The sequence below is a fragment of the Achromobacter sp. MUI-25009338 genome (genome assembly GCF_057359325.1).
This window is the reverse complement of record NZ_CM170627.1, coordinates 3700086-3716600: the sequence shown is the minus strand read 5'-3', so window position 1 is coordinate 3716600 and position 16515 is coordinate 3700086. Positions and strand designations below refer to the sequence as shown.

Here is a 16515-nt window from a genome sequence, read left to right as displayed (position 1 = left end):
ACAATGGAAAACTATCTCTATTCGCCATCGATGAACGGCTTTTACCTGCGCAATGTACACGGCGAGTCCGTCCCAAACGACGTTATCGAACTGTCGCCAGCAGCGCACGCTGCATTATTCGAAGGCGTTGCTGCTGGAAAAATCATCGCTGCCGGCGCAGACGGCTTCCCAGTCTTGCAAGCCCCACCGGAAGCGACGATCGAACAGATCATTGAAGGCAAGATCGCGATAGTTCAGAGGCATCTTGATGCGGCGGCACGGGCGCTTAACTTCGATAGCATCGCCAACGCGATTACCTACGCAGACGAGCCGGCTGTTCCGCGTTTTCAAGCTCAAGGGCTGGCATTGCGCGCGTGGCGCAGTGTCGTCTGGGCTCGGAGCTTTGAAATTCTCGCGCAGGTTCAGGACGGTAAGCGAGAGGTTCCGAGCGACGACGAGCTACTTGCAGAACTACCGAAGTTCGAATTCCCGCGTACCGCTTGACTCGCATATTTTCCATTGCAATCGCCCGCCGCGCGCGGGCTTTTTTTCGTCTGAAGGGGACGCGATTTGAACTTCCAAGATTTCGATGCCCTCGCGGCAAAGTTCGCCGGGGTGCTGGGCGCGGCCGTGTCCATGCGCTATCTGCAAGGCTCCTGGCCGGCGCGCCTGAGCATGGCGGCCAGCGGCTCGCTGGTGGCCTATTACGCCTCGCCGTACTTATCGCTGCTGCTGGGCATTCCGGAGGGCCTGGTCGGCTTCCTGACGGGCATGTTCGGCATGGCCATCGTGTCGCGCGCCTGGGAGGCCGTCCAAGCGGCGCCCATTGGCGCGCTGTGGCAGGCAGTAATTGACCGCGTGCGCGGACGAGGAGCGTGACATGGACAGCACCATCTACCTGACGCTGTGGGCGGTCCTGGCGTTTATCTGCTGGTTGGTGGTGGCCGGCGGTGCGGCGTTGGCCGTATTCGCTCGGTCCATCAAGGACACAACCCTTGAGCGGATCGGGCTGTCTGCTGTCTGCCTCACCGCAACCGGCGCCGCCTGCCGCATTTTCGTCGCGGGCTGGGCCAGCGCCGGCGATGCAGCGCTGGCTGCGGCGGCCGCCCTTTACGTCGCCGCCGTGACGGTCAAGCACATCCGGAGCCCGAAGCAATGAGCCAATTTCAACTTTCGCAGCGCAGCTTGCTGCGCCTGGCAGGGGTGCACCCGCGCCTTGTCGCCGTCGTCAAGCTGGCGATCCAGCGCACGCCTGTGGACTTCACCGTGGTCGAGGGCCTGCGCACGGCCGAGCGCCAGCGCGAGCTGGTGGCCAAGGGGGCCAGCCAGACGCAGAACAGCCTGCACCTGCGGCAGCCCGACGGCTACGGGCGCGCCGTGGACCTCGCGCCGCTGGTGGGCGGGGCGATCCCGTGGGACCGCTGGCAGGCCTTCGCCGACCTGGCCGACGTGGTCAAGTCCTGCGCGGTCGAGCTGGGCGTGCCGGTGGAGTGGGGCGGGGACTGGCGCACGCTCAAGGACGGCCCGCACTTTCAGCTGCCGCGCGGCTGGAAGGCGCCGGCATGATGGCCGCCGGCGTGAGGCTGGCCAGCGCGCTGGCTGGATGGCGCGGCTACGCGGCATCAGCCGTGGTGGGCGCTGGCGTGGCGTGGTTCGTCCTGGGCGCCTTTCACGGTCGCGAGATGGCCGAGCTTCGCCTCGATCGTGCGCGCGACGATCTTGCCGGGGCGCGCCAAGCCATCGAACAAACCAATGCGGACCTGGCGACCATAGCGGCCAGCGCGCGCGCTGCGGCCGCCGCCGGGCCCCAAATCACCGCGTCGATCGGCGCGATCACCAAGGCGTTGAAAGATGCGACTCCTCTGCCTGCTGGCTGCCGCCCTGATGATGTCCGGGTGCGCAACCTCACCGACGCAGTACGTGCCGCGGGCGGTGCCGCCGCTCGATAGCGGGCTGGCGGCGCCATGCCCGGCGATCCCCGACCCGCCGCAGGCACCAGGCAGCTACGACGACTGGCAGGTCTGGCTGCAGGAGCAGGTGCTGGTGGCCTACGCCATCTGCGCGGCGCGCCACCGGGCCACTGTTGCGGCGTGGCCCAGGTAGGCTTACGGTTCGCGCACAGGTTTTTTATGGGCAACAGCGACGGCCACCGAGCCGTCGGGCATGCTGTATTTTCCGCCGGACAGCCATGTCACGGTCTCGCCCGTGGCTAGGGTGCAAACGTACGGTGTGCTCGAAGTAGCCTCCGGACTTCGTTTGATCACCAGTCGCCGCTGAACGCGGCAAGTCGATCGATCAGGCATCTTCACGATGACGTCAGATAGCCGGGTGCCATGCATGTCTCTACCTCCTCTGGTGGGCCACGTCGCCCGACGGCAATCATGGATAGACGGGGCGCTTCGTTATATCCAGAATTCTATGCGCGGAAGGTGAAACCAAGCGATCCGTAATATGGAGCAGTAGTTTGGTGGAATTCGGTGAGCTCGTTGGCCTGTAAGAGAAAGCGCCCCTGAGGGCGCTCTTAACTAGTCTGACAGCAGCTGTTGCTGCCTTCGTTTCAGTTCAGCAAGCCGGGCTCGTGTCTCCCGATGCCATCCGTCTTCCCAAGAGGCTACCTTGGCTTGCCATTTGCTGGGGGATTCCCCAGTGTGTCCCGGCATATTCGCCGCTTTCAAATAGGGGCAGCCTGAGAGCGCTACACCGTGCCGCGCAGCCTCTTCACCCGCCCTATGGATTACATCGTCCATTTTGCGCCTCCGAAAGTTGCCGTAGGACAAGGATGCTAGAGCTTGGCGGCGGAGTCTAGAGTCGTTACGACGCGAAATAGTTGGCGGCCTTGGGCAAAAAAAGCGCCCTTGGCGGGCGCTGAGGGCGTACGGCATGGCCGGCCGTACGCGGCCGTAGCGCACAGGAGGCGGCGACAATCGCTGCGTGGTGATGTCGCCCATTGCTCGACCGTGCATGCATCGGCAACGGAGCGCTGCGGCGGTGGCTGAGCAGCAATCGTCGTGCCACTGGTGGGCTACCGTTAGCGTGGCGCCATGCCCGGCGATCCCCGACCCACCCCAGATGCCGGCAAGCTATGACGATTGGCAGATTTGGATCCAGGACGAGGTGCTGGTGCGCTACGGGATATGTGCTGCCAGGCACCGTGCCACAGTAGAGGTTTGGCCGAAATAGTTGAGTGGTCAGGCTGATGACCCGCCTGTGCGCTTACGAGCGTCGGCGAGCCGCTTTACGAGCGCCTCATGGTCCTTGACGCGTTGCTCGCGTTGGCGCAGGGTGTCGGCAAAAGCTGATAGCTCGTCAATCCACTTCATGACCGTGAGCAAATACCCAATGCTCACTCCCAGAAGTAGGCCCGCCAAGCCCGGTATCCACAGTGCAGCGTCGTCGGAGATTTTCGTTTCTGCGTAGATGCCGAGCACCCAAAGCAGTGCACTCGACGTGGCGCAGGCAAGGAACACCCGCCAAAACCTGCTCCGAATCTCCCGACGCTTTTCGGTGAAGCGCGCCATCTCCTTAGTGGACAACGTGCCCGCGCCTGTCGTCGTAGCAAGCAGACGGAAGAAGGTGAAAAGCAAAGTAGACGCGATCGCGAACACGCCCGCCAGTGCCTTGTACAAGGCGGGCTCGCGGGCAAAGGACGTCACACTTGCAAGGGCCACAAAAGCCCCTGCGACAGTTAGTGCAACGAGAGCGCGTGCATACTTTTTCATGGTCAGGATGACACTACATTGTTCTCGAGTAGATTCGCCAGCCACCCAGCAAGTTCCGAATAGAAGGTATCGATCTGAGGAACTCCATCCAGGACTGCCAAGCTCAGCGGCTTGCTGATCTTGAGTTCGTTGCCGGAGATTGTTGAGCCGTCAAGAAGCTTCAATTCCACCGTCCCTTCGTCCTGATCGCGTAACGCCAGGGCAAGATCGTCGATCAGCTTCGTGGTGTCTGCGGGCTGTCGCCGTGCGCGGGTGGGGTACTTGATCTCTAGCCACACCTCCAGATCCCCGTCGAAAACTGCGTTTTCAAGCTCCAGTTTAGATAATTTGTCTTCGGGAAGAAAGGACTTCAGAAGGCCCAGCACACCTGTGTCTGGCTTGAACTTAGAGGCCTCCCGCCGGCTGACCTGAATCACACCGGGTTTTGAGGAGGCTTCATTTCTTGAGAGAATGGAGCCATGAGCAAGAACAACAAGTTTTCCCCTGAGGTACGTGAACGCGCGGTGCGCCTGGTCCAGGAGCATCGTGATGAGTACCGGTCGCTGTGGGCGGCTGTCGAGTCTATTGCACCGAAGATCGGCTGCACACCGACGACCCTACTGGATTGGATTAAGCGATCGGAAGTCAACAACGGGACCCGCCCCGGCGTAACGACAGAAGAGCGCGAACGTCTCAAGGCGTTAGAGAAGGAGAACCGCGAATTGCGCCGAGCCAACGAGATTCTGAAGTCGGCGAGCGCTTTTTTCGCCCAGGCGGCGCTCGACCGCGAACTGAAGAAGTAAACGCCTATCTCGATCAACACCGGGATCGATACGGGGTCGAGCCGATCTGCAAGGTGTTGCAGGTCGCCCCGTCAGCCTACAGGCGCTACGCCGCCCGGTGTCGGCAGCCGCAGCTGCGTAGTCAGCGCGCCCAGAAGGACGAACAACTGCGCCCTCAGATCTATAGGGTCTGGGAGCAGAACTTTCGCGTCTACGGTGCTCGGAAGGTCTGGAAGCAGATGAATCGCGAGAGCATTCGCGTGGCACGATGTACGGTCGAACGCCTGATGGGCGACCTGGGCATTGAAGGGGTGCGTCGTGGCAAGCGGGTTCGCACGACGGTGCCCGATAGCGCAGCGGCTTGCCCGCAAGATCTGGTCCGACGCCAATTCGAGGCGGACCGTCCGAACCGGCTCTGGGTAGCGGATTTCACCTACGTTTCCACTTGGCAAGGATGGCTGTATGTGGCCTTTATTATCGACGCTTATGCCAAACGGATTGTCGGCTGGCGCGCCTCCAGCAGCATGACGACGGACTTCGTTTTGGATGCGCTTGAGCAAGCTGTGTACGACCGTCGCCCCAGTCAGGCAGACGGCCTTATTCATCATTCGGATCGCGGGTCGCAATACGTGTCCATTCGCTATTCCGAGCGCCTGGGTGAAGCCGGCATCAATCCGTCTGTCGGCAACACTGGAAGTGCATACGACAACGCGCTGGCCGAGACGATCAATGGTCTCTACAAAACGGAAGTGATTCACCGCAGGACACCCTGGAAAACCAAGGCCGCTGTGGAGCTCGCCACGTTGGAATGGGTGTCTTGGTTCAACCACCAACGCTTGCTAGGATCGATCGGCGACATCCCGCCGGCCGAGGCCGAAGCGCGTTACTATCGACAACTTGCAGCACCGGCTGCGGAACCTGTTTTACTTTAATCAAACAGCCTCCGCGATTCCCGGTGTGATTCAGACCTTCTTTTCTAACGATAGGGGGTTCGCATCATCCCCAAATTCCTTTGCATCGACCGTATCCATGAACGGGCGCCCAATTGAAACAGCTTTGACATGTGCGCGCCGGATACGGTCAACCGTTGCTCGCTTGGGCTCATCAACGAGCGCTAAGCCTTGCTCCTTGGTGAGGAGACCCGTCTGGTCCCGCAAGAGCCAAGCCAGGTGGTGTTCGAATGCGGTAGCGCGGAGCGCCGCGGACTGGACGATGGCAACGTGATTCTCAAACACCGCAAAAATTAACGCGCCCGGGACAAATTGTTGCTGCTTGTCCCCCCTTTTTGGGGGTTCGATGGCCGCCATCATCAACGTCGTGGCCTCCGGGTCATCGTCCACCACGAGCTGATGACTTCCCCGTTCAAAGGTCACGATTGTGCCGCACTGGACACCATCCACTTCTCGAAAGCCTGTGATCAGCCGAAACTCGCTTGCCGCTGCATCGACCGCCTGGAGGCGATCTTTCACCTTCGCGCGCTCTGCCAGCGCGCTCGCGATCAACTGCTGCAGCGTTTGGGAACAATCGGGCTGGATCCGGGCCCTGCGATAGTAAGCCTTCTTCGTCGTGGTAGTTGCTTTGGTCACCGCTCAGCTGCCTCCGTCGTGGAAATCGTATTGTTTTCTGAGTGTATCAATATTGGGCGCAACGTCACGGAGATATCCATTGCATCCACCACCCCTGGTAGTAGCGGATGCCGGCGATTTCTTCAAAGCCCGTGACCATCATGCCCCGGTCCGAGCTGAACGTGAGGAGTTGCGGATCGAGAAGATCTGGGATGGGCGATTTCTCGACTGCACCGAATTTGAGCCGGCCTTCCATCGTCATGACGCTGACGTAGCGGTTAAGCCCCTTGTGGAGGATCGAGTACATACGCACGGTCCCCCCCACCGGCTGGTCCGGATCGTTGTCGCGCCGCCGCTCACCCAGGTGATGCGTGCGCAAGACGGTGCACTGGAGCTGCATGATTCAGGCAAATATACTGTACAAAAACACAGTATATTTCACGGGCAGACCAGCGCAACTTGGCCTCTTTTTCGGCCGATAGGGGACGGATCATGGCGGGCGAAGAGTGGGTGGAGCGGGACGACTTCTACTGGCAGGGGCCGCCCGGCTGGACGATCTGCCGCGTGTTCGTGGACGGCATGTGGCAGTACGAACTCTGGTTCAGCCGGGGAGACGCCGGCACGATCTACGGCATGCGCGGCTCGCTGGCCGCGGCGCAGGATCTGTACCAGCAGAAGCTACGTTAGGCGGTCTTGGGTTGCGGTTCCGCCACCAGGCGCTCGGCAGGGTAAGGCACCAGGAATTCGCGGGTGTCGGCGACCGGCGCGGTCAGCCAATCATCGTAGGCGCCCTCGGGCAGGATTACCACCATGCGCTTTTCCTTGCCGGCCTGGTGGTAGTGCTTGAACAGCGGGTCCTGATCGGCGTTGATGGTGAGCATCGTGTAGCTCTCCTGCCACTGCCCGGTGGCGTCTCGGTAACGGTCCCACAGGCCGGCGATGCCCAGCGGCGCGCCGTCGGCCCGGGTGAAGCGGGTAGCCACCGCCTGCCCGCTGCGCCAGTCCGGTTCGAAGATTGCCTCGGCCGGGATGATGCAGCGCCGCCCATGCTGCCAGGCCAGGCGGAAAGTCCAGAGCTTGTGGGCGGTCTCGCTTTTGGCGTTGAAGGTCGGGATCTTCTCGGCCTGCGCCAGCTTCTCGGGCGGGGTGCCGGGCGCGATCATGCCCCAGCGTCCAACCACCGCCTCGCGCTCCGGCACGGCCTCGTCGCCGGCGTCATGCTCCGGCGGCCGGCGGATGAATGGGCCGGCGTACCGGGGCCACATGTCCGACTTTGGCGGCAGCGGAATGCCGCGCGCCCGGAAGTACTTCTCCAGGAGCTGCTGCTTCTTCAAGGCGGTATAGTGGCTGCACATGGGGCCCCTCCGACCGAAACGGTTTCGGCCAGCATTGTCCCATTTTGGGGGCATAGGTAGGGGTATAATCAAACCGACCGCACCGTAGAGCAAGTATTCATGCGGCTCGTGGCGCTGGATACGGTTTCAATACCGCCTACCAAATTCCTGCAAAGTGGTGCCAAGCACCGCCTTAAAAGCCGCGTAAGTCTTAGACTTCGCGGCTTTTGGCTTTCTGTGCTGCCAAGTAGCGCCAAGCGATTTAAGGGTAGGAATGAGTAAGGCCAATCAGAATAAGGGTAGGCCCCCGTCGCCTCATTTTTCCCGCCTCGGCCGCGCACCGATCCAGATAATCTGACCACCACTGTATGAGCCGGCTGCGCCCGTCCAGATACTCAGCGTGGTTATTGCGCGCTGCTGCGCTCATGCTTCACGCTTGGCTTTTCACTGTCCAGCTGTTTGACGTCAGTTCGCAAACCGTGGCGTTTTGCATTGATGAGAGGAATGCAGTGAGCCTGACGGTTTCTTCTTGTCCGCAAGCTGGGCGAGTGAACATTGGGATGCCAACCCGTCCATCGCTTGGAAGTTGCGGGCATCAACCGCCGGGCTGAAGGTCCTGCGCCGCCCCAATATACTGTATAAAAATACAGTATATTGGGGCTATGGGGCTGCGCGAGCCAGCCCCTGGCATGTGCGGTAGGGGACGAGAAATGGCCGATGAGGAATGGACACAACGGGACGAGTATTGCTGGCAGGGACCGCCTGGTTGGACGATCTGCCGCGTGTTTGTCGAGGGCATGTGGCAATACGAACTGTGGTTCAGCCGCGGCGCCAGCGGCACGATCTACGGCATGCGCGCATCGCTGGGCGCCGCGCAGGATCTCTACAGGCAGAAGCTGCGCTAGGCCGTCACCGGCGGGATTCCGGCGCGCCCGAGCGCAAGTCTATCCAGCCAGCTTCATGGAAACGTCGGCGTGCGTACCACGATCCAGATCGATTCCCTTCCCGGCCGTACATTCGGGCAGGTCGAGCAGTTCGGCCGCGACTTCTCCGGCTTCGATTCGTCGCGTGATGTCATCCAGCAGTTCCGTGCGCGAAGCAAACCCTCGACCTCTCAGGCCTTTCACAAAAAGGCGGTAGGTCAAGTTGGGTTCGACGCCTTTCATCACGCCGAGGTCGAAAATCCTGCCTTGTTCGTTCCGAAGAAACAGGTGGCCGGGCCTGGCGTAGATTCTGTATACCCGCCACGGCGACAAGGTCGCGGCGTGCGCAACCGGCGGGCGCGCACGCTGGCCGTCCTGCTGCCGTGACGACGTCGCCGGCGGGATGAGCTTCCGGCAAGCCGTGATGGCGCGGGCGAAGGACCTGCTGAATAGCTTCATAAGGCGGCCTGAATGAATCGAAGCGCGGCGTAGCCGCGATACAGCGAATCAGCCGACCAGATTTGGGTTTGGGATTGAAGGCTGCCGGCCTTTATCGAGGTGGAGCATGCGATTCGCCACTAACGAACCCGGCAACAGTGCATCGTCGTGGCAGGCGCCACACCACCACAGTACGCTCAATACCGGCTGGCCCCTACGATTGAATTGAAACAAGCATGGCGCGCGCCCGACCCGCCTGCGGAGCGGCGATTGAAATAAACTGTGCACAACGGAAATATGCCGTATTTGATTTCAACCAGGGGGCGGTGTGAGCGACAAAATGCCGCGGCGGGGGCGATCCACGGCGCGTCGGGTGACGCTGGGACTGGTCGCGGGCTGGCTTGTGCTGGTCGCGGGTCTTGCGCAGTGGATGTCGCAGGGGATCGAAGCGACGCGGCTGGGCAGCCTGGCCGCCAGCGCGGAATATGAAACCCGGATTACCGCGCGCGTCATGGACCGCCTGTTCACCGAGATGATCAGCGTCGCGAACATGGTGTCCCGCCAGGCGCAGGTAATCGAGCTCGCCGCCCGATACCGCACCGATCCGCCCGGCGCGGCGGAGCTGACCCGGCAGGAGCGGGCGGCTTTGTTCACGCGCGATCCCCTGGTGCGCAAGGTGGGCGACCTCATGAATGCGCTGGCCGGCGATCTGCGGTATGCGCGCATTTATATGAACAATATGTCGGACGATACGGTGACGGCCAGCAACTGGGCGGAGCCGGACAGTATCGTCGGCATGGTTTATTCGGGTCGGGCCTATCTGGTGGACGCGTTGCGTGAGGGCAAGGGCAGTTATTTCGGCATTGCCCGGCTGAACAAGAGCCCCTCGTACTTCGTTTCCAGCCGCATCGAGGACGTGAACGAGCAGCCGTTGGGATCGGTGACGGTGAAATTCGATGCGCCGGACGTGGCGCTGTACCTGGCCGGGCGGCATACCACGCTGGTCGTGAATCGCCAGGGGCGGGTGACCACGGCTTCGTCCGCGTCGTTCATGCTGCGCAACGTGGCGGCGCTCATGCCTGCGGGCACGGTGCTGCCTTCCGACGGCGATGAAGATCCGGGTGAGCCCATGGACCTGCGCCCGATTGCTTCCCATGCGGACCAATGGCTGGTCGAAGGCCGGCCGTACCTGGTGCGGCGCCAGCCGCTGTCCAATGCCCAGTACCAGCTGATTACGCTGGCTTCGCTGGACGAGCTGACGTTCATGCGCCGGCAGCATCTGTGGGTGGCGGGGCTGGTGGCGGTGTTCGGCTCGGTGCTGATCCTGCTTTCCAGCCACGCGGTCGGGCAGATCGTGAGACGCCGCCAGGATGAACGGCACGCGGCCAATCATGACGCGCTTACCGGTTTGCCGAACCGGCGGGCCGTCATGGCCGAACTGGAGCGGTATTTTTCGCTGGCGAACCGGATGCAGCGCTGCGTGCTGGTGGCGTTCATCGATCTGGACGGTTTCAAGACGATCAACGATACCTACGGCCACGATATAGGCGACAAATTCCTGATCGAGGTGGGCCGGCGCCTGTCGGCCGGCCTGCGTGCCGGGGACATGCTGGGACGCTGGGGAGGCGACGAGTTTGTCGTGGTCGGGCTGGGCGCGCGGCCCGGGCCGGACGCGCCGGAGGGTGAGATCGTGGAGGCCATGCGCGCGCGGCTTGCGCCGTTGCTCAGCGGCGCCTACACGCTGGACGGCTGCCGCTTTCATTACGCGGGCGCGAGCTTCGGCATCGTGAGCGCGGACCCTGCCGCAAGCACGCTGCCGGCCGTGCTCAAGCAAGCCGATCTGCTGATGTACGCGGACAAGCAGGCGCGCCGTCAGACGCAGACGGCTTGATCCGCCAGGACGCCGCCCTCAGTCGGACAGTTGCTGCTGTTGCCGCCGCTTCAGGTCGGCAAGCCTGGCCTGGGTTTCGCGGCGCCAGCCGTCTTCCCAGGACGTCAGTTTCGCGCGCCACTTGCTGGGCGATTCGCCCGTGTGGCCCGGCATGTTTATCGCCTTCATGTACGGGCAGGCCGAGAGAGGTACGCCGTGCCTTGCAGCTTCCTGGCCAGCCTTGTGGATGAGCTCATCCATTTCGCGCCTCCGAGGGTAGAAGTTGCCTTAGGGACGACGATGACCGTCGTCTCTCCGGAAGTCCAGCACTGTTACTGCGCGAAATAGAGGAGCGGGTCTCAAAAAAAGCGCCCGTAGAGCTGGGCGCGTAAGGAGTGTGCGATGGCGGGCGGCGCATTCGACGTCAGCGGCCTCCCGGCTTGCCGACAGGCGGATTTTTGCCCGCCTGCTCCTGGGTTTTCTTGTTGCGGCCGTAGGCGTCCCGTCCTTCGGGCAGTTCCTTTCCACCGCCGGGATAGCCGGAGTTCGAGTCCGGGTCAGTGTTCTCTCGCCCCGTGGGAGGGCCGTCCGCGGTGGGTTGGGCCTTGCGCCGTTCGTTGTCGGATTCGGCATGGAAGGGAAGCTTGGGCATGTCGCGGGTTCCTGGTTCGCACGATCGCCGCAACGCTGCGGCGATCAGCTTGCAGCAAGCGGCGTGCCGCGGGGCCAGCGTCAGCGGCCGAACTCGTTGGTCTTGTGGCCGCCGCTGCCGGCCTGGCCTCCCGGTATTTTTCCGTCGGGCGCGGGGTTGGCCCGCGAGCCCTTGACGGTGCCCTGGCCGCGTATCTGCTGGGGCTCGCGCTCGGCCGGGCCGGCCGCGGGGGCAGGCGGTTTGGGCGGCGTGGGGCCCGCGGTGTCCGGGCCCTGGCCGTCGGGTCCGGCCTGCTTCGGGACCGGCGCCGATTGTTTGCCGGCCTCCTGGCGGGCGCCGGACTGGTTCTGCGGCTGGGCATGCAGCCGGGTCGTCGACGGATACAGCGCGGCCAGCGCCAGCGGTATGGCCAGGAATGCGCGAGCGGGTTTCATGGCGGTCTCTCCATAATGAATCCCGGCTGCGGAGCAAATGCCGTTCCGGCGGCTCCACGCGTTACCAGCTTGTATCAAGCGCTACCGAGGGTCCGGCAAGCGCGCCGATCTGCACATTTTTGTAGGAATAGGGTGGGCTCTGTAACGCGCCGTCTTATTTGGCGGGCGGGTTGAATCTATGCTGCGGGCGAGCAGTTCTCGCGAGGTAATCATGAAAAAAATAACGTTGCTCTGTGTTGGAGCGTTTATCGGGTGCGCCGCGGTCTCCATGCCGGCGATGGCCGACCACGATGACCATCGGGACTATTATTACGGCGGCCATCATGGCGGCAAGTACAAGCAGGAGTACTGGGACGGAAACTGCAAGGTCGAGCGCAAGTGGAAGCGCAACGGCGACTACAAGGAAGAGCGCAAGTGCAAGGCGCCGCGGCCCGTGGTCTATCCCGCCTATCCGCAGCCTGTGTACCCGCAGCCGGGCGTCGTCATTCAGGGCACCGCCGTGATTCGCTAGGCGGTAAGATGGCTGTTCCACGGCATGGAGGTGCACGATGGAAACAGGCAATCCACCCGCCTACCGGAGCACGCTGGTCGTGCAGCCCGGGCGCGGCGGCAAGTATGAATGGGAAATCGTGACGCGTTCCGCCCGCACGGGCGACGTCGTCCGTGTGGAGCGGGGCGAGGACCTGGCCTACGACAACTGGGACGCCGCCATCGAGGCCGGCAACAAGGCGGCGCTCGACTACCGGCCGGACGATCCGCCCGTGCTGCGGCTGCCCGACTGAAGCGGCGCGCCGGCCGCGCACGGCGGCCGGTCTCTTGCGGTTCAGCGCTTGCGCTGCGCCTCGTGCAGCAAGTGGCTCACGTGGCCGTAGCCCGGCCGGCGGCTGATTTCTTTCATGTACTGGCGCAGTTCATCTTCGGCCGACGGCATTTCGCCGCGGCCGGCGGGCGTCAGCAACCTGGCGTCCGGGTGCTGCAGCTTGCCCCTCCATTCGGCCGAGTTTTCATCGCGCGAAAAAGGGGAGTTCCGGTCGAGTTTTCCCATTGCCATCTCCTGGGCGATTGAAGAAAGCGGCTCGGGGCCGGGCGGCCCCGCAGGTTCACTGCGCGCGGCGAGCGACCGCGCGCGGCACGTATCGCTGGCCATCGCCTGGCGGTTGTTTCCATTTCTTGGTCTGTGCCATCCAACCGGCTTCCCAGGCTTCGACCTTGTCGCGCCATTGCGCGATGGATTCCCCCGTGTGGGCCGGCATGGCCTGGGCACGGTAGTAAGGGCAGTCCCACAAGGTCAATCCGTCGCGGGCGGCTTGCGCGCCCAGCTTTTGGATGTCGTCGCGTTGCATTGCAAAACCCTCCAAAAGTAAACGATTGGGGGGTTTAGTATGGAGGCAAAGCGCAATAGTTCGCAATAGTGTTGGGATACTATCCCGACTGGCCGTCATGCACCGCTACGGTATATTGCGGTGTTTCTTCAGATACGGACTCGCAACCCATGGGTCAGACCGCCCGGGCCAATTTACAGTCTTCCGTCCGGCGCCCGGCGGCCCGCCGCCGACTGCCATGATGAGAGTGCTGTGGCTATGCCTGGGCTGCCTGATGCTGGCGTTGGGCATCATCGGCGCGTTTCTGCCGGTGATGCCCACGACCATCTTCCTGATCCTGGCGGTGGGCTGCTTTTCCCGTTCGTCCCCCAGGCTGGAAAAATGGCTGCTGGACAGCCCCACCTACGGGCCCGCGCTGCGCGCCTGGCGCGACCAGGGCGCCGTGTCGGCCAAGGGCAAGACCTATGCCTGCCTGGGCATGGCGCTGGGGTACGTGCTTTTCTGGTGGGGCGCGGACCCGTCCTGGCAACTGGGGGCGGCGGTCGCGGTTTTCTTCCTGGCCAGCGCCGCCTATGTCCTTACCCGGCCGTCGCCGCGCCCGCCCGCCGCGGATGAAAAGCCGCCCGGCGCATAGGCGCCGGTCTCAGTGCGAATGCCTGGGGTCGCCGCGGGTTTCCACGACCTTCAGGTACAGCGTGGCCGGCTCCAGGCAGCCGCCGGTCGATAGTTGGCCCACCCATTGCCGGTACAGTTCCTGCCACGGCGTCTGCGACGCGGGCGCCTGGTAGCCGGGTTCCTGGCTGCGGCGCGCCATTTCGGTTTCGTCCACCAGCGCCGTGACCGTGCGCTGGTTCAGGTCGACGCGGATGCGGTCGCCGGTGCGCAGCAGCGCCAGGCCGCCGCCCACCGCGGCCTCGGGCGACATGTTCAGGATCGACGGGCTGGCGGAAGTGCCGCTCTGGCGGCCGTCGCCCATGCAGGGCAGGTCATCGATGCCGCGCCTGATCAGGGCCGCAGGCGGCGCCATGTTGACGACTTCGGCGCTGCCGGGGTAGCCCACGGTGCCGGCGCCGCGGATCACCAGTATGCAGCGCTCGTCGATGTTCAGCGCCGGGTCGTCGATGCGCGCGTGGTAGTCCTCGGGGCCTTCGAATACGATGGCGCGCGCCTCGAAGGCGTTTTCCGACCCCGGCTGCGACAGATAGGCGCGGCGGAAGTCGTCGCCCACCACCGACATCTTGATGATGGCGCTGTCGAAGAAGTTGCCCGACAGGACGATGAAGCCGGCGCGGTGCTTCAGCGGCCGGTCGCAGCTGCGGATCACGTCGGCGTCATGGGGTTTGGCCGCGGCGGCGATCTCGCCTATGGTCTTGCCCGACACCGTGGCGCAGCCGGTGTGCAGGCGGCCGGCGGCGGCCAGTTCGTGCAGCACGGCGGGAACGCCGCCGGCGCGGTGAAAGCCTTCGCCCAGGTGTTCGCCGGCGGGCACGCAGTTCACCAGCAGCGGCACGTCTTCGCCCAGCCGCTGCCAGTCGTCCAGGCTGAGATCGATGCCGGTGTGCCGGGCGATGGCGATGAGGTGGGGCGGGCAGTTGCTGGACGCGCCCAGCGCCGAGGCCACGACGATGGCGTTCTCGAAGGCCTCGCGCGTCAGGATGTGGGACGGGCGCAGGTCTTCGCGCACCATGTCGCAGATGCGCACGCCGGTGGCGTAGGCCATCTGGCCGCGTTCGCGGTAGGGCGCCGGGATGCTGGCGCAGGTGGGCAGCGACATGCCCAGGGCCTCGGCCAGCGAGTTCATCGACAGCGCCGTGCCCATGGTGTTGCAGTGGCCGATGGAGGGCGACGAGGCGGTGGCCAGGGTCATGAAGCCTTCGTAGTCGAGCTTGCCGGCGGCCATGAGCTTGCGGGCATGCCAGATGACCGTGCCGGAGCCCACGCGCTGGCCGTCGTGCCAGCCGTCGAGCATCGGGCCGCCCGACAGCACGATCGCGGGTATGTCTATGGTGGCCGCGGCCATGAGGCAGGCCGGCGTGCTCTTGTCGCAGCCGGTGGTCAGCACCACGCCGTCCAGCGGATAGCCGTGCAGGATCTCGACCAGCCCGAGATAGGCCAGGTTGCGGTCCAGCGCGGCCGTGGGACGGCGGCCCTGTTCGGCCAGCGGGTGCACGGGGAATTCCATCGGAATGCCGCCGGCGTCGCGGATGCCGGCGCGGATGCGCTCGGCCAGCGCCAGGTGGTGGCGGTTGCACGGCACCAGGTCGCTGCCGGTCTGGGCGATGCCGATGATGGGGCGGCCCGATTGCAGTTCCTGCCGGGTCAGGCCGTAGTTGAGATAGCGCTCGACGTAGATGGCGGTCATGTCGGCGTGGGTGGGGTCGTCAAACCATTTCTGGCTGCGCAGTTTGCGGGGATTGTGCGGCATGGACATCTCGCTCTATGGTTGCGTGGCCGCCCGGCGCGGTCCGGGCGGCCGGAAACCGGGTCAGTTGCGCGCCTTCCCGATTTCGTCGTTCAGCTGCTTGATCAGTTCGGGGCCGAGTTCCTGCGTGTACTTGTCGACCACCGGCTGCACCGTCTGGCGCATGCGTGCCACTTCCTGTTCAGACACAGTATTGATCTTCATGCCGGCCGATTCCAGGATGCCCATGGCTTTCTGGGAATCGGCGCGGCTGTCCTTGCGTTCGAAATCGCGCGACGAGGCGGCGGCCTGGCGGATCAGCCGCTGTTCGTCGGCCGACAGGCCGTCCCACCATTTCTTGGACGCCAGCACCACCCACGGTGTATAGACGTGACGGGTGATGGTCAGGTAGGGCTGCACCTCGTAGAACTTGCTGCTCTGGATGGTGGTGATGGGGTTTTCCTGGCCGTCCACGGTGCGCGTCTCCAGCGCCGTGAACAGTTCCGAGAACGGCATGGGCACGGCGTTAGCGCCCAGCGCGTTGAACACGCCGAGCGCGATCTGGTTCTGCATGACGCGCAGCTTGATGCCTTGCAGGTCTTCGGCGCGCACGATGGGGCGCTTGGAGTTTGTCAGGTTGCGAAAGCCGTTTTCCCAGTACACCAGCCCGACCAGGCCCTTGGCTTCCAGCTTTTTCAGCAGGTCCTGGCCGAGCGGGCCGTCGAGCACGGCGTCGGCTTCTTTTTCGCTGTTGAACAGGAACGGCAGGTCGAACATGCCGAACTCCTTGACCATGCCGGCCAGCGGCGCGGTCGAGCCCACCATCATTTCCTGGACGCCGCCGACCAGCGCGCCTTGCATCTGTTCGTCCGAACCCAGGCTGGCCGAGCCGAAGGTTTTCATCTTGAGCTTGCCGTCGCTGATTTTCTGCAGTTCCTGCGCCAGGTGGCGCGCGGCGCGGCCCTGGACGCTGTCTTCGTTCAGGCCGTAGCCGAAACGGATCAGGCGCGGTTTGACGTCGGCGGCCGAAGCGGCGGCGACGGTGCAGCACAGCGCCGCGGCCAGGACCAGGGTGCGGGTCTTGAAACGGGTGATCATGGTGCTCCTCCTTGGATTT

27 protein-coding genes and 1 other annotated feature are annotated in these 16515 nt (G+C 63.8%); of the genes, 13 read left to right on the top strand and 14 right to left on the bottom strand.

What is annotated here, in order from left to right:
* Positions 1 to 3: 3 nt before the first annotated feature.
* The 6 genes from AC1IQ6_RS17720 (at position 4) to AC1IQ6_RS17695 (ending at position 2082) form a co-directional block, all read left to right on the top strand.
* Positions 4 to 483, top strand: a complete 480-nt coding sequence (locus tag AC1IQ6_RS17720) for a hypothetical protein (RefSeq protein WP_485865051.1) — start codon at positions 4 to 6, stop codon at positions 481 to 483.
* Between the two features lie 66 nt (positions 484 to 549).
* The gene (locus AC1IQ6_RS17715; protein WP_485865050.1) at positions 550 to 858 is read left to right on the top strand and encodes a hypothetical protein; all 309 of its coding nucleotides are present in this window, start codon (positions 550 to 552) and stop codon (positions 856 to 858) included.
* Between the two features lies 1 nt (position 859).
* Positions 860 to 1138: a hypothetical protein gene (locus AC1IQ6_RS17710; RefSeq protein WP_485865049.1), complete on the top strand. Its 279-nt coding sequence runs from the start codon at positions 860 to 862 to the stop codon at positions 1136 to 1138.
* Positions 1135 to 1545: a M15 family metallopeptidase gene (locus AC1IQ6_RS17705; protein ID WP_485865048.1), complete on the top strand. Its 411-nt coding sequence runs from the start codon at positions 1135 to 1137 to the stop codon at positions 1543 to 1545. Before AC1IQ6_RS17710 ends, AC1IQ6_RS17705 begins: the two co-directional genes overlap by 4 nt.
* The gene (locus AC1IQ6_RS17700) at positions 1542 to 1928 is read left to right on the top strand and encodes a hypothetical protein (RefSeq protein ID WP_485865047.1); all 387 of its coding nucleotides are present in this window, start codon (positions 1542 to 1544) and stop codon (positions 1926 to 1928) included. The genes AC1IQ6_RS17705 and AC1IQ6_RS17700 overlap by 4 nt, the downstream gene beginning before the upstream one ends.
* The gene (locus tag AC1IQ6_RS17695; protein WP_485865046.1) at positions 1912 to 2082 is read left to right on the top strand and encodes a hypothetical protein; all 171 of its coding nucleotides are present in this window, start codon (positions 1912 to 1914) and stop codon (positions 2080 to 2082) included. The genes AC1IQ6_RS17700 and AC1IQ6_RS17695 overlap by 17 nt, the downstream gene beginning before the upstream one ends.
* Before the next feature lie 422 nt (positions 2083 to 2504).
* On the opposite strand, the gene AC1IQ6_RS17690 is transcribed toward AC1IQ6_RS17695, so the two are convergent.
* The 3 genes from AC1IQ6_RS17690 to AC1IQ6_RS17680 all read right to left on the bottom strand — a co-directional run bounded on the left by AC1IQ6_RS17690 (position 2505) and on the right by AC1IQ6_RS17680 (position 4114).
* Complete coding sequence (locus AC1IQ6_RS17690) at positions 2505 to 2726, bottom strand: CrpP-related protein (RefSeq protein WP_485865045.1); 222 nt, start codon at positions 2724 to 2726, stop codon at positions 2505 to 2507.
* A gap of 441 nt (positions 2727 to 3167) precedes the next feature.
* The gene (locus AC1IQ6_RS17685) at positions 3168 to 3605 is read right to left on the bottom strand and encodes a hypothetical protein (RefSeq protein WP_485865044.1); all 438 of its coding nucleotides are present in this window, start codon (positions 3603 to 3605) and stop codon (positions 3168 to 3170) included.
* Positions 3606 to 3700: 95 nt separating this feature from the next.
* Positions 3701 to 4114 carry a hypothetical protein gene (locus AC1IQ6_RS17680; RefSeq protein ID WP_485865043.1) on the bottom strand — a complete coding sequence of 138 codons (414 nt, stop codon included), beginning with the start codon at positions 4112 to 4114 and terminating at the stop codon, positions 3701 to 3703.
* A gap of 42 nt (positions 4115 to 4156) precedes the next feature.
* On the opposite strand from AC1IQ6_RS17680, the gene AC1IQ6_RS17675 reads away from it, so the two are divergent.
* Positions 4157 to 5391 (top strand): IS3 family transposase gene (locus AC1IQ6_RS17675; protein WP_485864893.1). Its coding sequence is split into 2 segments (ribosomal slippage): positions 4157 to 4436 and positions 4436 to 5391, totalling 1236 coding nucleotides; the frame shifts between segments, so codons are not numbered across the junction.
* Positions 4435 to 4551: a sequence feature (AL1L pseudoknot), on the top strand. (Overlaps the previous gene by 117 nt.)
* Positions 5392 to 5421: 30 nt before the next feature.
* Here AC1IQ6_RS17675 and AC1IQ6_RS17670 read toward each other — a convergent pair.
* On the bottom strand, positions 5422 to 6045 hold the full coding sequence (locus AC1IQ6_RS17670; RefSeq protein WP_485865042.1) for a hypothetical protein: 624 nt from the start codon (positions 6043 to 6045) through the stop codon (positions 5422 to 5424).
* Between the two features lie 64 nt (positions 6046 to 6109).
* On the bottom strand, positions 6110 to 6424 hold the full coding sequence (locus tag AC1IQ6_RS17665; protein ID WP_485865041.1) for a hypothetical protein: 315 nt from the start codon (positions 6422 to 6424) through the stop codon (positions 6110 to 6112).
* A gap of 92 nt (positions 6425 to 6516) precedes the next feature.
* Here AC1IQ6_RS17665 and AC1IQ6_RS17660 point away from each other — a divergent pair, with 92 nt between their 5' ends.
* Positions 6517 to 6711, top strand: coding sequence for a hypothetical protein (locus tag AC1IQ6_RS17660; protein ID WP_485865040.1), 195 nt, complete (start codon positions 6517 to 6519; stop codon positions 6709 to 6711).
* On the opposite strand, the gene AC1IQ6_RS17655 is transcribed toward AC1IQ6_RS17660, so the two are convergent.
* On the bottom strand, positions 6708 to 7379 hold the full coding sequence (locus AC1IQ6_RS17655; RefSeq protein ID WP_485865039.1) for an SOS response-associated peptidase: 672 nt from the start codon (positions 7377 to 7379) through the stop codon (positions 6708 to 6710). The genes AC1IQ6_RS17660 and AC1IQ6_RS17655 overlap by 4 nt on opposite strands.
* Positions 7380 to 8068: 689 nt before the next feature.
* On the opposite strand from AC1IQ6_RS17655, the gene AC1IQ6_RS17650 reads away from it, so the two are divergent.
* Positions 8069 to 8263 carry a hypothetical protein gene (locus AC1IQ6_RS17650; RefSeq protein ID WP_102771664.1) on the top strand — a complete coding sequence of 65 codons (195 nt, stop codon included), beginning with the start codon at positions 8069 to 8071 and terminating at the stop codon, positions 8261 to 8263.
* Positions 8264 to 8302: 39 nt separating this feature from the next.
* Here the strand turns inward: AC1IQ6_RS17650 and AC1IQ6_RS17645 are convergent, their stop codons facing one another.
* Positions 8303 to 8740, bottom strand: a complete 438-nt coding sequence (locus AC1IQ6_RS17645; RefSeq protein WP_102771663.1) for a hypothetical protein — start codon at positions 8738 to 8740, stop codon at positions 8303 to 8305.
* A gap of 319 nt (positions 8741 to 9059) precedes the next feature.
* Here AC1IQ6_RS17645 and AC1IQ6_RS17640 point away from each other — a divergent pair, with 319 nt between their 5' ends.
* Complete coding sequence (locus AC1IQ6_RS17640; protein ID WP_485866580.1) at positions 9060 to 10610, top strand: GGDEF domain-containing protein; 1551 nt, start codon at positions 9060 to 9062, stop codon at positions 10608 to 10610.
* Positions 10611 to 10628: 18 nt separating this feature from the next.
* Here AC1IQ6_RS17640 and AC1IQ6_RS17635 read toward each other — a convergent pair whose 3' ends face one another.
* The 3 genes from AC1IQ6_RS17635 to AC1IQ6_RS17625 form a co-directional block, all read right to left on the bottom strand.
* Positions 10629 to 10850 (bottom strand): CrpP-related protein, encoded by a 222-nt coding sequence (locus AC1IQ6_RS17635; protein ID WP_102771662.1) that lies wholly within the window; start codon positions 10848 to 10850, stop codon positions 10629 to 10631.
* Positions 10851 to 11013: 163 nt separating this feature from the next.
* Positions 11014 to 11241, bottom strand: coding sequence for a hypothetical protein (locus AC1IQ6_RS17630; protein ID WP_102771661.1), 228 nt, complete (start codon positions 11239 to 11241; stop codon positions 11014 to 11016).
* A gap of 80 nt (positions 11242 to 11321) precedes the next feature.
* Positions 11322 to 11675, bottom strand: coding sequence for a hypothetical protein (locus tag AC1IQ6_RS17625; protein ID WP_102771660.1), 354 nt, complete (start codon positions 11673 to 11675; stop codon positions 11322 to 11324).
* 277 nt (positions 11676 to 11952) lie between these two features.
* On the opposite strand from AC1IQ6_RS17625, the gene AC1IQ6_RS17620 reads away from it, so the two are divergent.
* Positions 11953 to 12186 carry a hypothetical protein gene (locus AC1IQ6_RS17620; RefSeq protein ID WP_485865038.1) on the top strand — a complete coding sequence of 78 codons (234 nt, stop codon included), beginning with the start codon at positions 11953 to 11955 and terminating at the stop codon, positions 12184 to 12186.
* Positions 12187 to 12223: 37 nt separating this feature from the next.
* Positions 12224 to 12457, top strand: coding sequence for a hypothetical protein (locus AC1IQ6_RS17615; protein ID WP_102771658.1), 234 nt, complete (start codon positions 12224 to 12226; stop codon positions 12455 to 12457).
* A gap of 41 nt (positions 12458 to 12498) precedes the next feature.
* Here the strand turns inward: AC1IQ6_RS17615 and AC1IQ6_RS17610 are convergent, their stop codons facing one another.
* Entirely contained in the window at positions 12499 to 12720 is a 222-nt protein-coding gene (locus tag AC1IQ6_RS17610) for a hypothetical protein (protein ID WP_102771657.1), read from the bottom strand.
* Positions 12721 to 12775: 55 nt separating this feature from the next.
* Positions 12776 to 13018: a CrpP-related protein gene (locus AC1IQ6_RS17605; protein WP_102771656.1), complete on the bottom strand. Its 243-nt coding sequence runs from the start codon at positions 13016 to 13018 to the stop codon at positions 12776 to 12778.
* Between the two features lie 217 nt (positions 13019 to 13235).
* Between AC1IQ6_RS17605 and AC1IQ6_RS17600 the strand changes: the two genes are divergently transcribed.
* On the top strand, positions 13236 to 13631 hold the full coding sequence (locus AC1IQ6_RS17600; protein WP_479730095.1) for a YbaN family protein: 396 nt from the start codon (positions 13236 to 13238) through the stop codon (positions 13629 to 13631).
* A gap of 9 nt (positions 13632 to 13640) precedes the next feature.
* On the opposite strand, the gene AC1IQ6_RS17595 is transcribed toward AC1IQ6_RS17600, so the two are convergent.
* Positions 13641 to 15422, bottom strand: a complete 1782-nt coding sequence (locus tag AC1IQ6_RS17595) for an IlvD/Edd family dehydratase (RefSeq protein ID WP_102771871.1) — start codon at positions 15420 to 15422, stop codon at positions 13641 to 13643.
* 60 nt (positions 15423 to 15482) lie between these two features.
* Positions 15483 to 16496, bottom strand: coding sequence for a TRAP transporter substrate-binding protein (locus tag AC1IQ6_RS17590; RefSeq protein ID WP_111825497.1), 1014 nt, complete (start codon positions 16494 to 16496; stop codon positions 15483 to 15485).
* Positions 16497 to 16515: the final 19 nt, after the last annotated feature.

What these genes read in the sequence shown, in the direction of transcription:
- AC1IQ6_RS17710 (WP_485865049.1), top strand. Translation starts at nt 860, where the DNA reads ATGGACAGCACCATCTACCTGACGCTGTGGGCGGTCCTGGCGTTTATC.
- AC1IQ6_RS17625 (WP_102771660.1), bottom strand. Translation starts at nt 11,675, where the DNA reads ATGAAACCCGCTCGCGCATTCCTGGCCATACCGCTGGCGCTGGCCGCG.
- AC1IQ6_RS17635 (WP_102771662.1), bottom strand. Translation starts at nt 10,850, where the DNA reads ATGGATGAGCTCATCCACAAGGCTGGCCAGGAAGCTGCAAGGCACGGC.
- AC1IQ6_RS17655 (WP_485865039.1), bottom strand. Translation starts at nt 7,379, where the DNA reads ATGTGCAGCCACTATACCGCCTTGAAGAAGCAGCAGCTCCTGGAGAAG.
- AC1IQ6_RS17595 (WP_102771871.1), bottom strand. Translation starts at nt 15,422, where the DNA reads ATGCCGCACAATCCCCGCAAACTGCGCAGCCAGAAATGGTTTGACGAC.
- AC1IQ6_RS17690 (WP_485865045.1), bottom strand. Translation starts at nt 2,726, where the DNA reads ATGGACGATGTAATCCATAGGGCGGGTGAAGAGGCTGCGCGGCACGGT.
- AC1IQ6_RS17660 (WP_485865040.1), top strand. Translation starts at nt 6,517, where the DNA reads ATGGCGGGCGAAGAGTGGGTGGAGCGGGACGACTTCTACTGGCAGGGG.
- AC1IQ6_RS17620 (WP_485865038.1), top strand. Translation starts at nt 11,953, where the DNA reads ATGGCCGACCACGATGACCATCGGGACTATTATTACGGCGGCCATCAT.
- AC1IQ6_RS17720 (WP_485865051.1), top strand. Translation starts at nt 4, where the DNA reads ATGGAAAACTATCTCTATTCGCCATCGATGAACGGCTTTTACCTGCGC.
- AC1IQ6_RS17610 (WP_102771657.1), bottom strand. Translation starts at nt 12,720, where the DNA reads ATGGGAAAACTCGACCGGAACTCCCCTTTTTCGCGCGATGAAAACTCG.
- AC1IQ6_RS17590 (WP_111825497.1), bottom strand. Translation starts at nt 16,496, where the DNA reads ATGATCACCCGTTTCAAGACCCGCACCCTGGTCCTGGCCGCGGCGCTG.
- AC1IQ6_RS17630 (WP_102771661.1), bottom strand. Translation starts at nt 11,241, where the DNA reads ATGCCCAAGCTTCCCTTCCATGCCGAATCCGACAACGAACGGCGCAAG.
- AC1IQ6_RS17605 (WP_102771656.1), bottom strand. Translation starts at nt 13,018, where the DNA reads ATGCAACGCGACGACATCCAAAAGCTGGGCGCGCAAGCCGCCCGCGAC.
- AC1IQ6_RS17665 (WP_485865041.1), bottom strand. Translation starts at nt 6,424, where the DNA reads ATGCAGCTCCAGTGCACCGTCTTGCGCACGCATCACCTGGGTGAGCGG.
- AC1IQ6_RS17645 (WP_102771663.1), bottom strand. Translation starts at nt 8,740, where the DNA reads ATGAAGCTATTCAGCAGGTCCTTCGCCCGCGCCATCACGGCTTGCCGG.
- AC1IQ6_RS17650 (WP_102771664.1), top strand. Translation starts at nt 8,069, where the DNA reads ATGGCCGATGAGGAATGGACACAACGGGACGAGTATTGCTGGCAGGGA.
- AC1IQ6_RS17700 (WP_485865047.1), top strand. Translation starts at nt 1,542, where the DNA reads ATGATGGCCGCCGGCGTGAGGCTGGCCAGCGCGCTGGCTGGATGGCGC.
- AC1IQ6_RS17640 (WP_485866580.1), top strand. Translation starts at nt 9,060, where the DNA reads ATGCCGCGGCGGGGGCGATCCACGGCGCGTCGGGTGACGCTGGGACTG.
- AC1IQ6_RS17615 (WP_102771658.1), top strand. Translation starts at nt 12,224, where the DNA reads ATGGAAACAGGCAATCCACCCGCCTACCGGAGCACGCTGGTCGTGCAG.
- AC1IQ6_RS17600 (WP_479730095.1), top strand. Translation starts at nt 13,236, where the DNA reads ATGATGAGAGTGCTGTGGCTATGCCTGGGCTGCCTGATGCTGGCGTTG.
- AC1IQ6_RS17705 (WP_485865048.1), top strand. Translation starts at nt 1,135, where the DNA reads ATGAGCCAATTTCAACTTTCGCAGCGCAGCTTGCTGCGCCTGGCAGGG.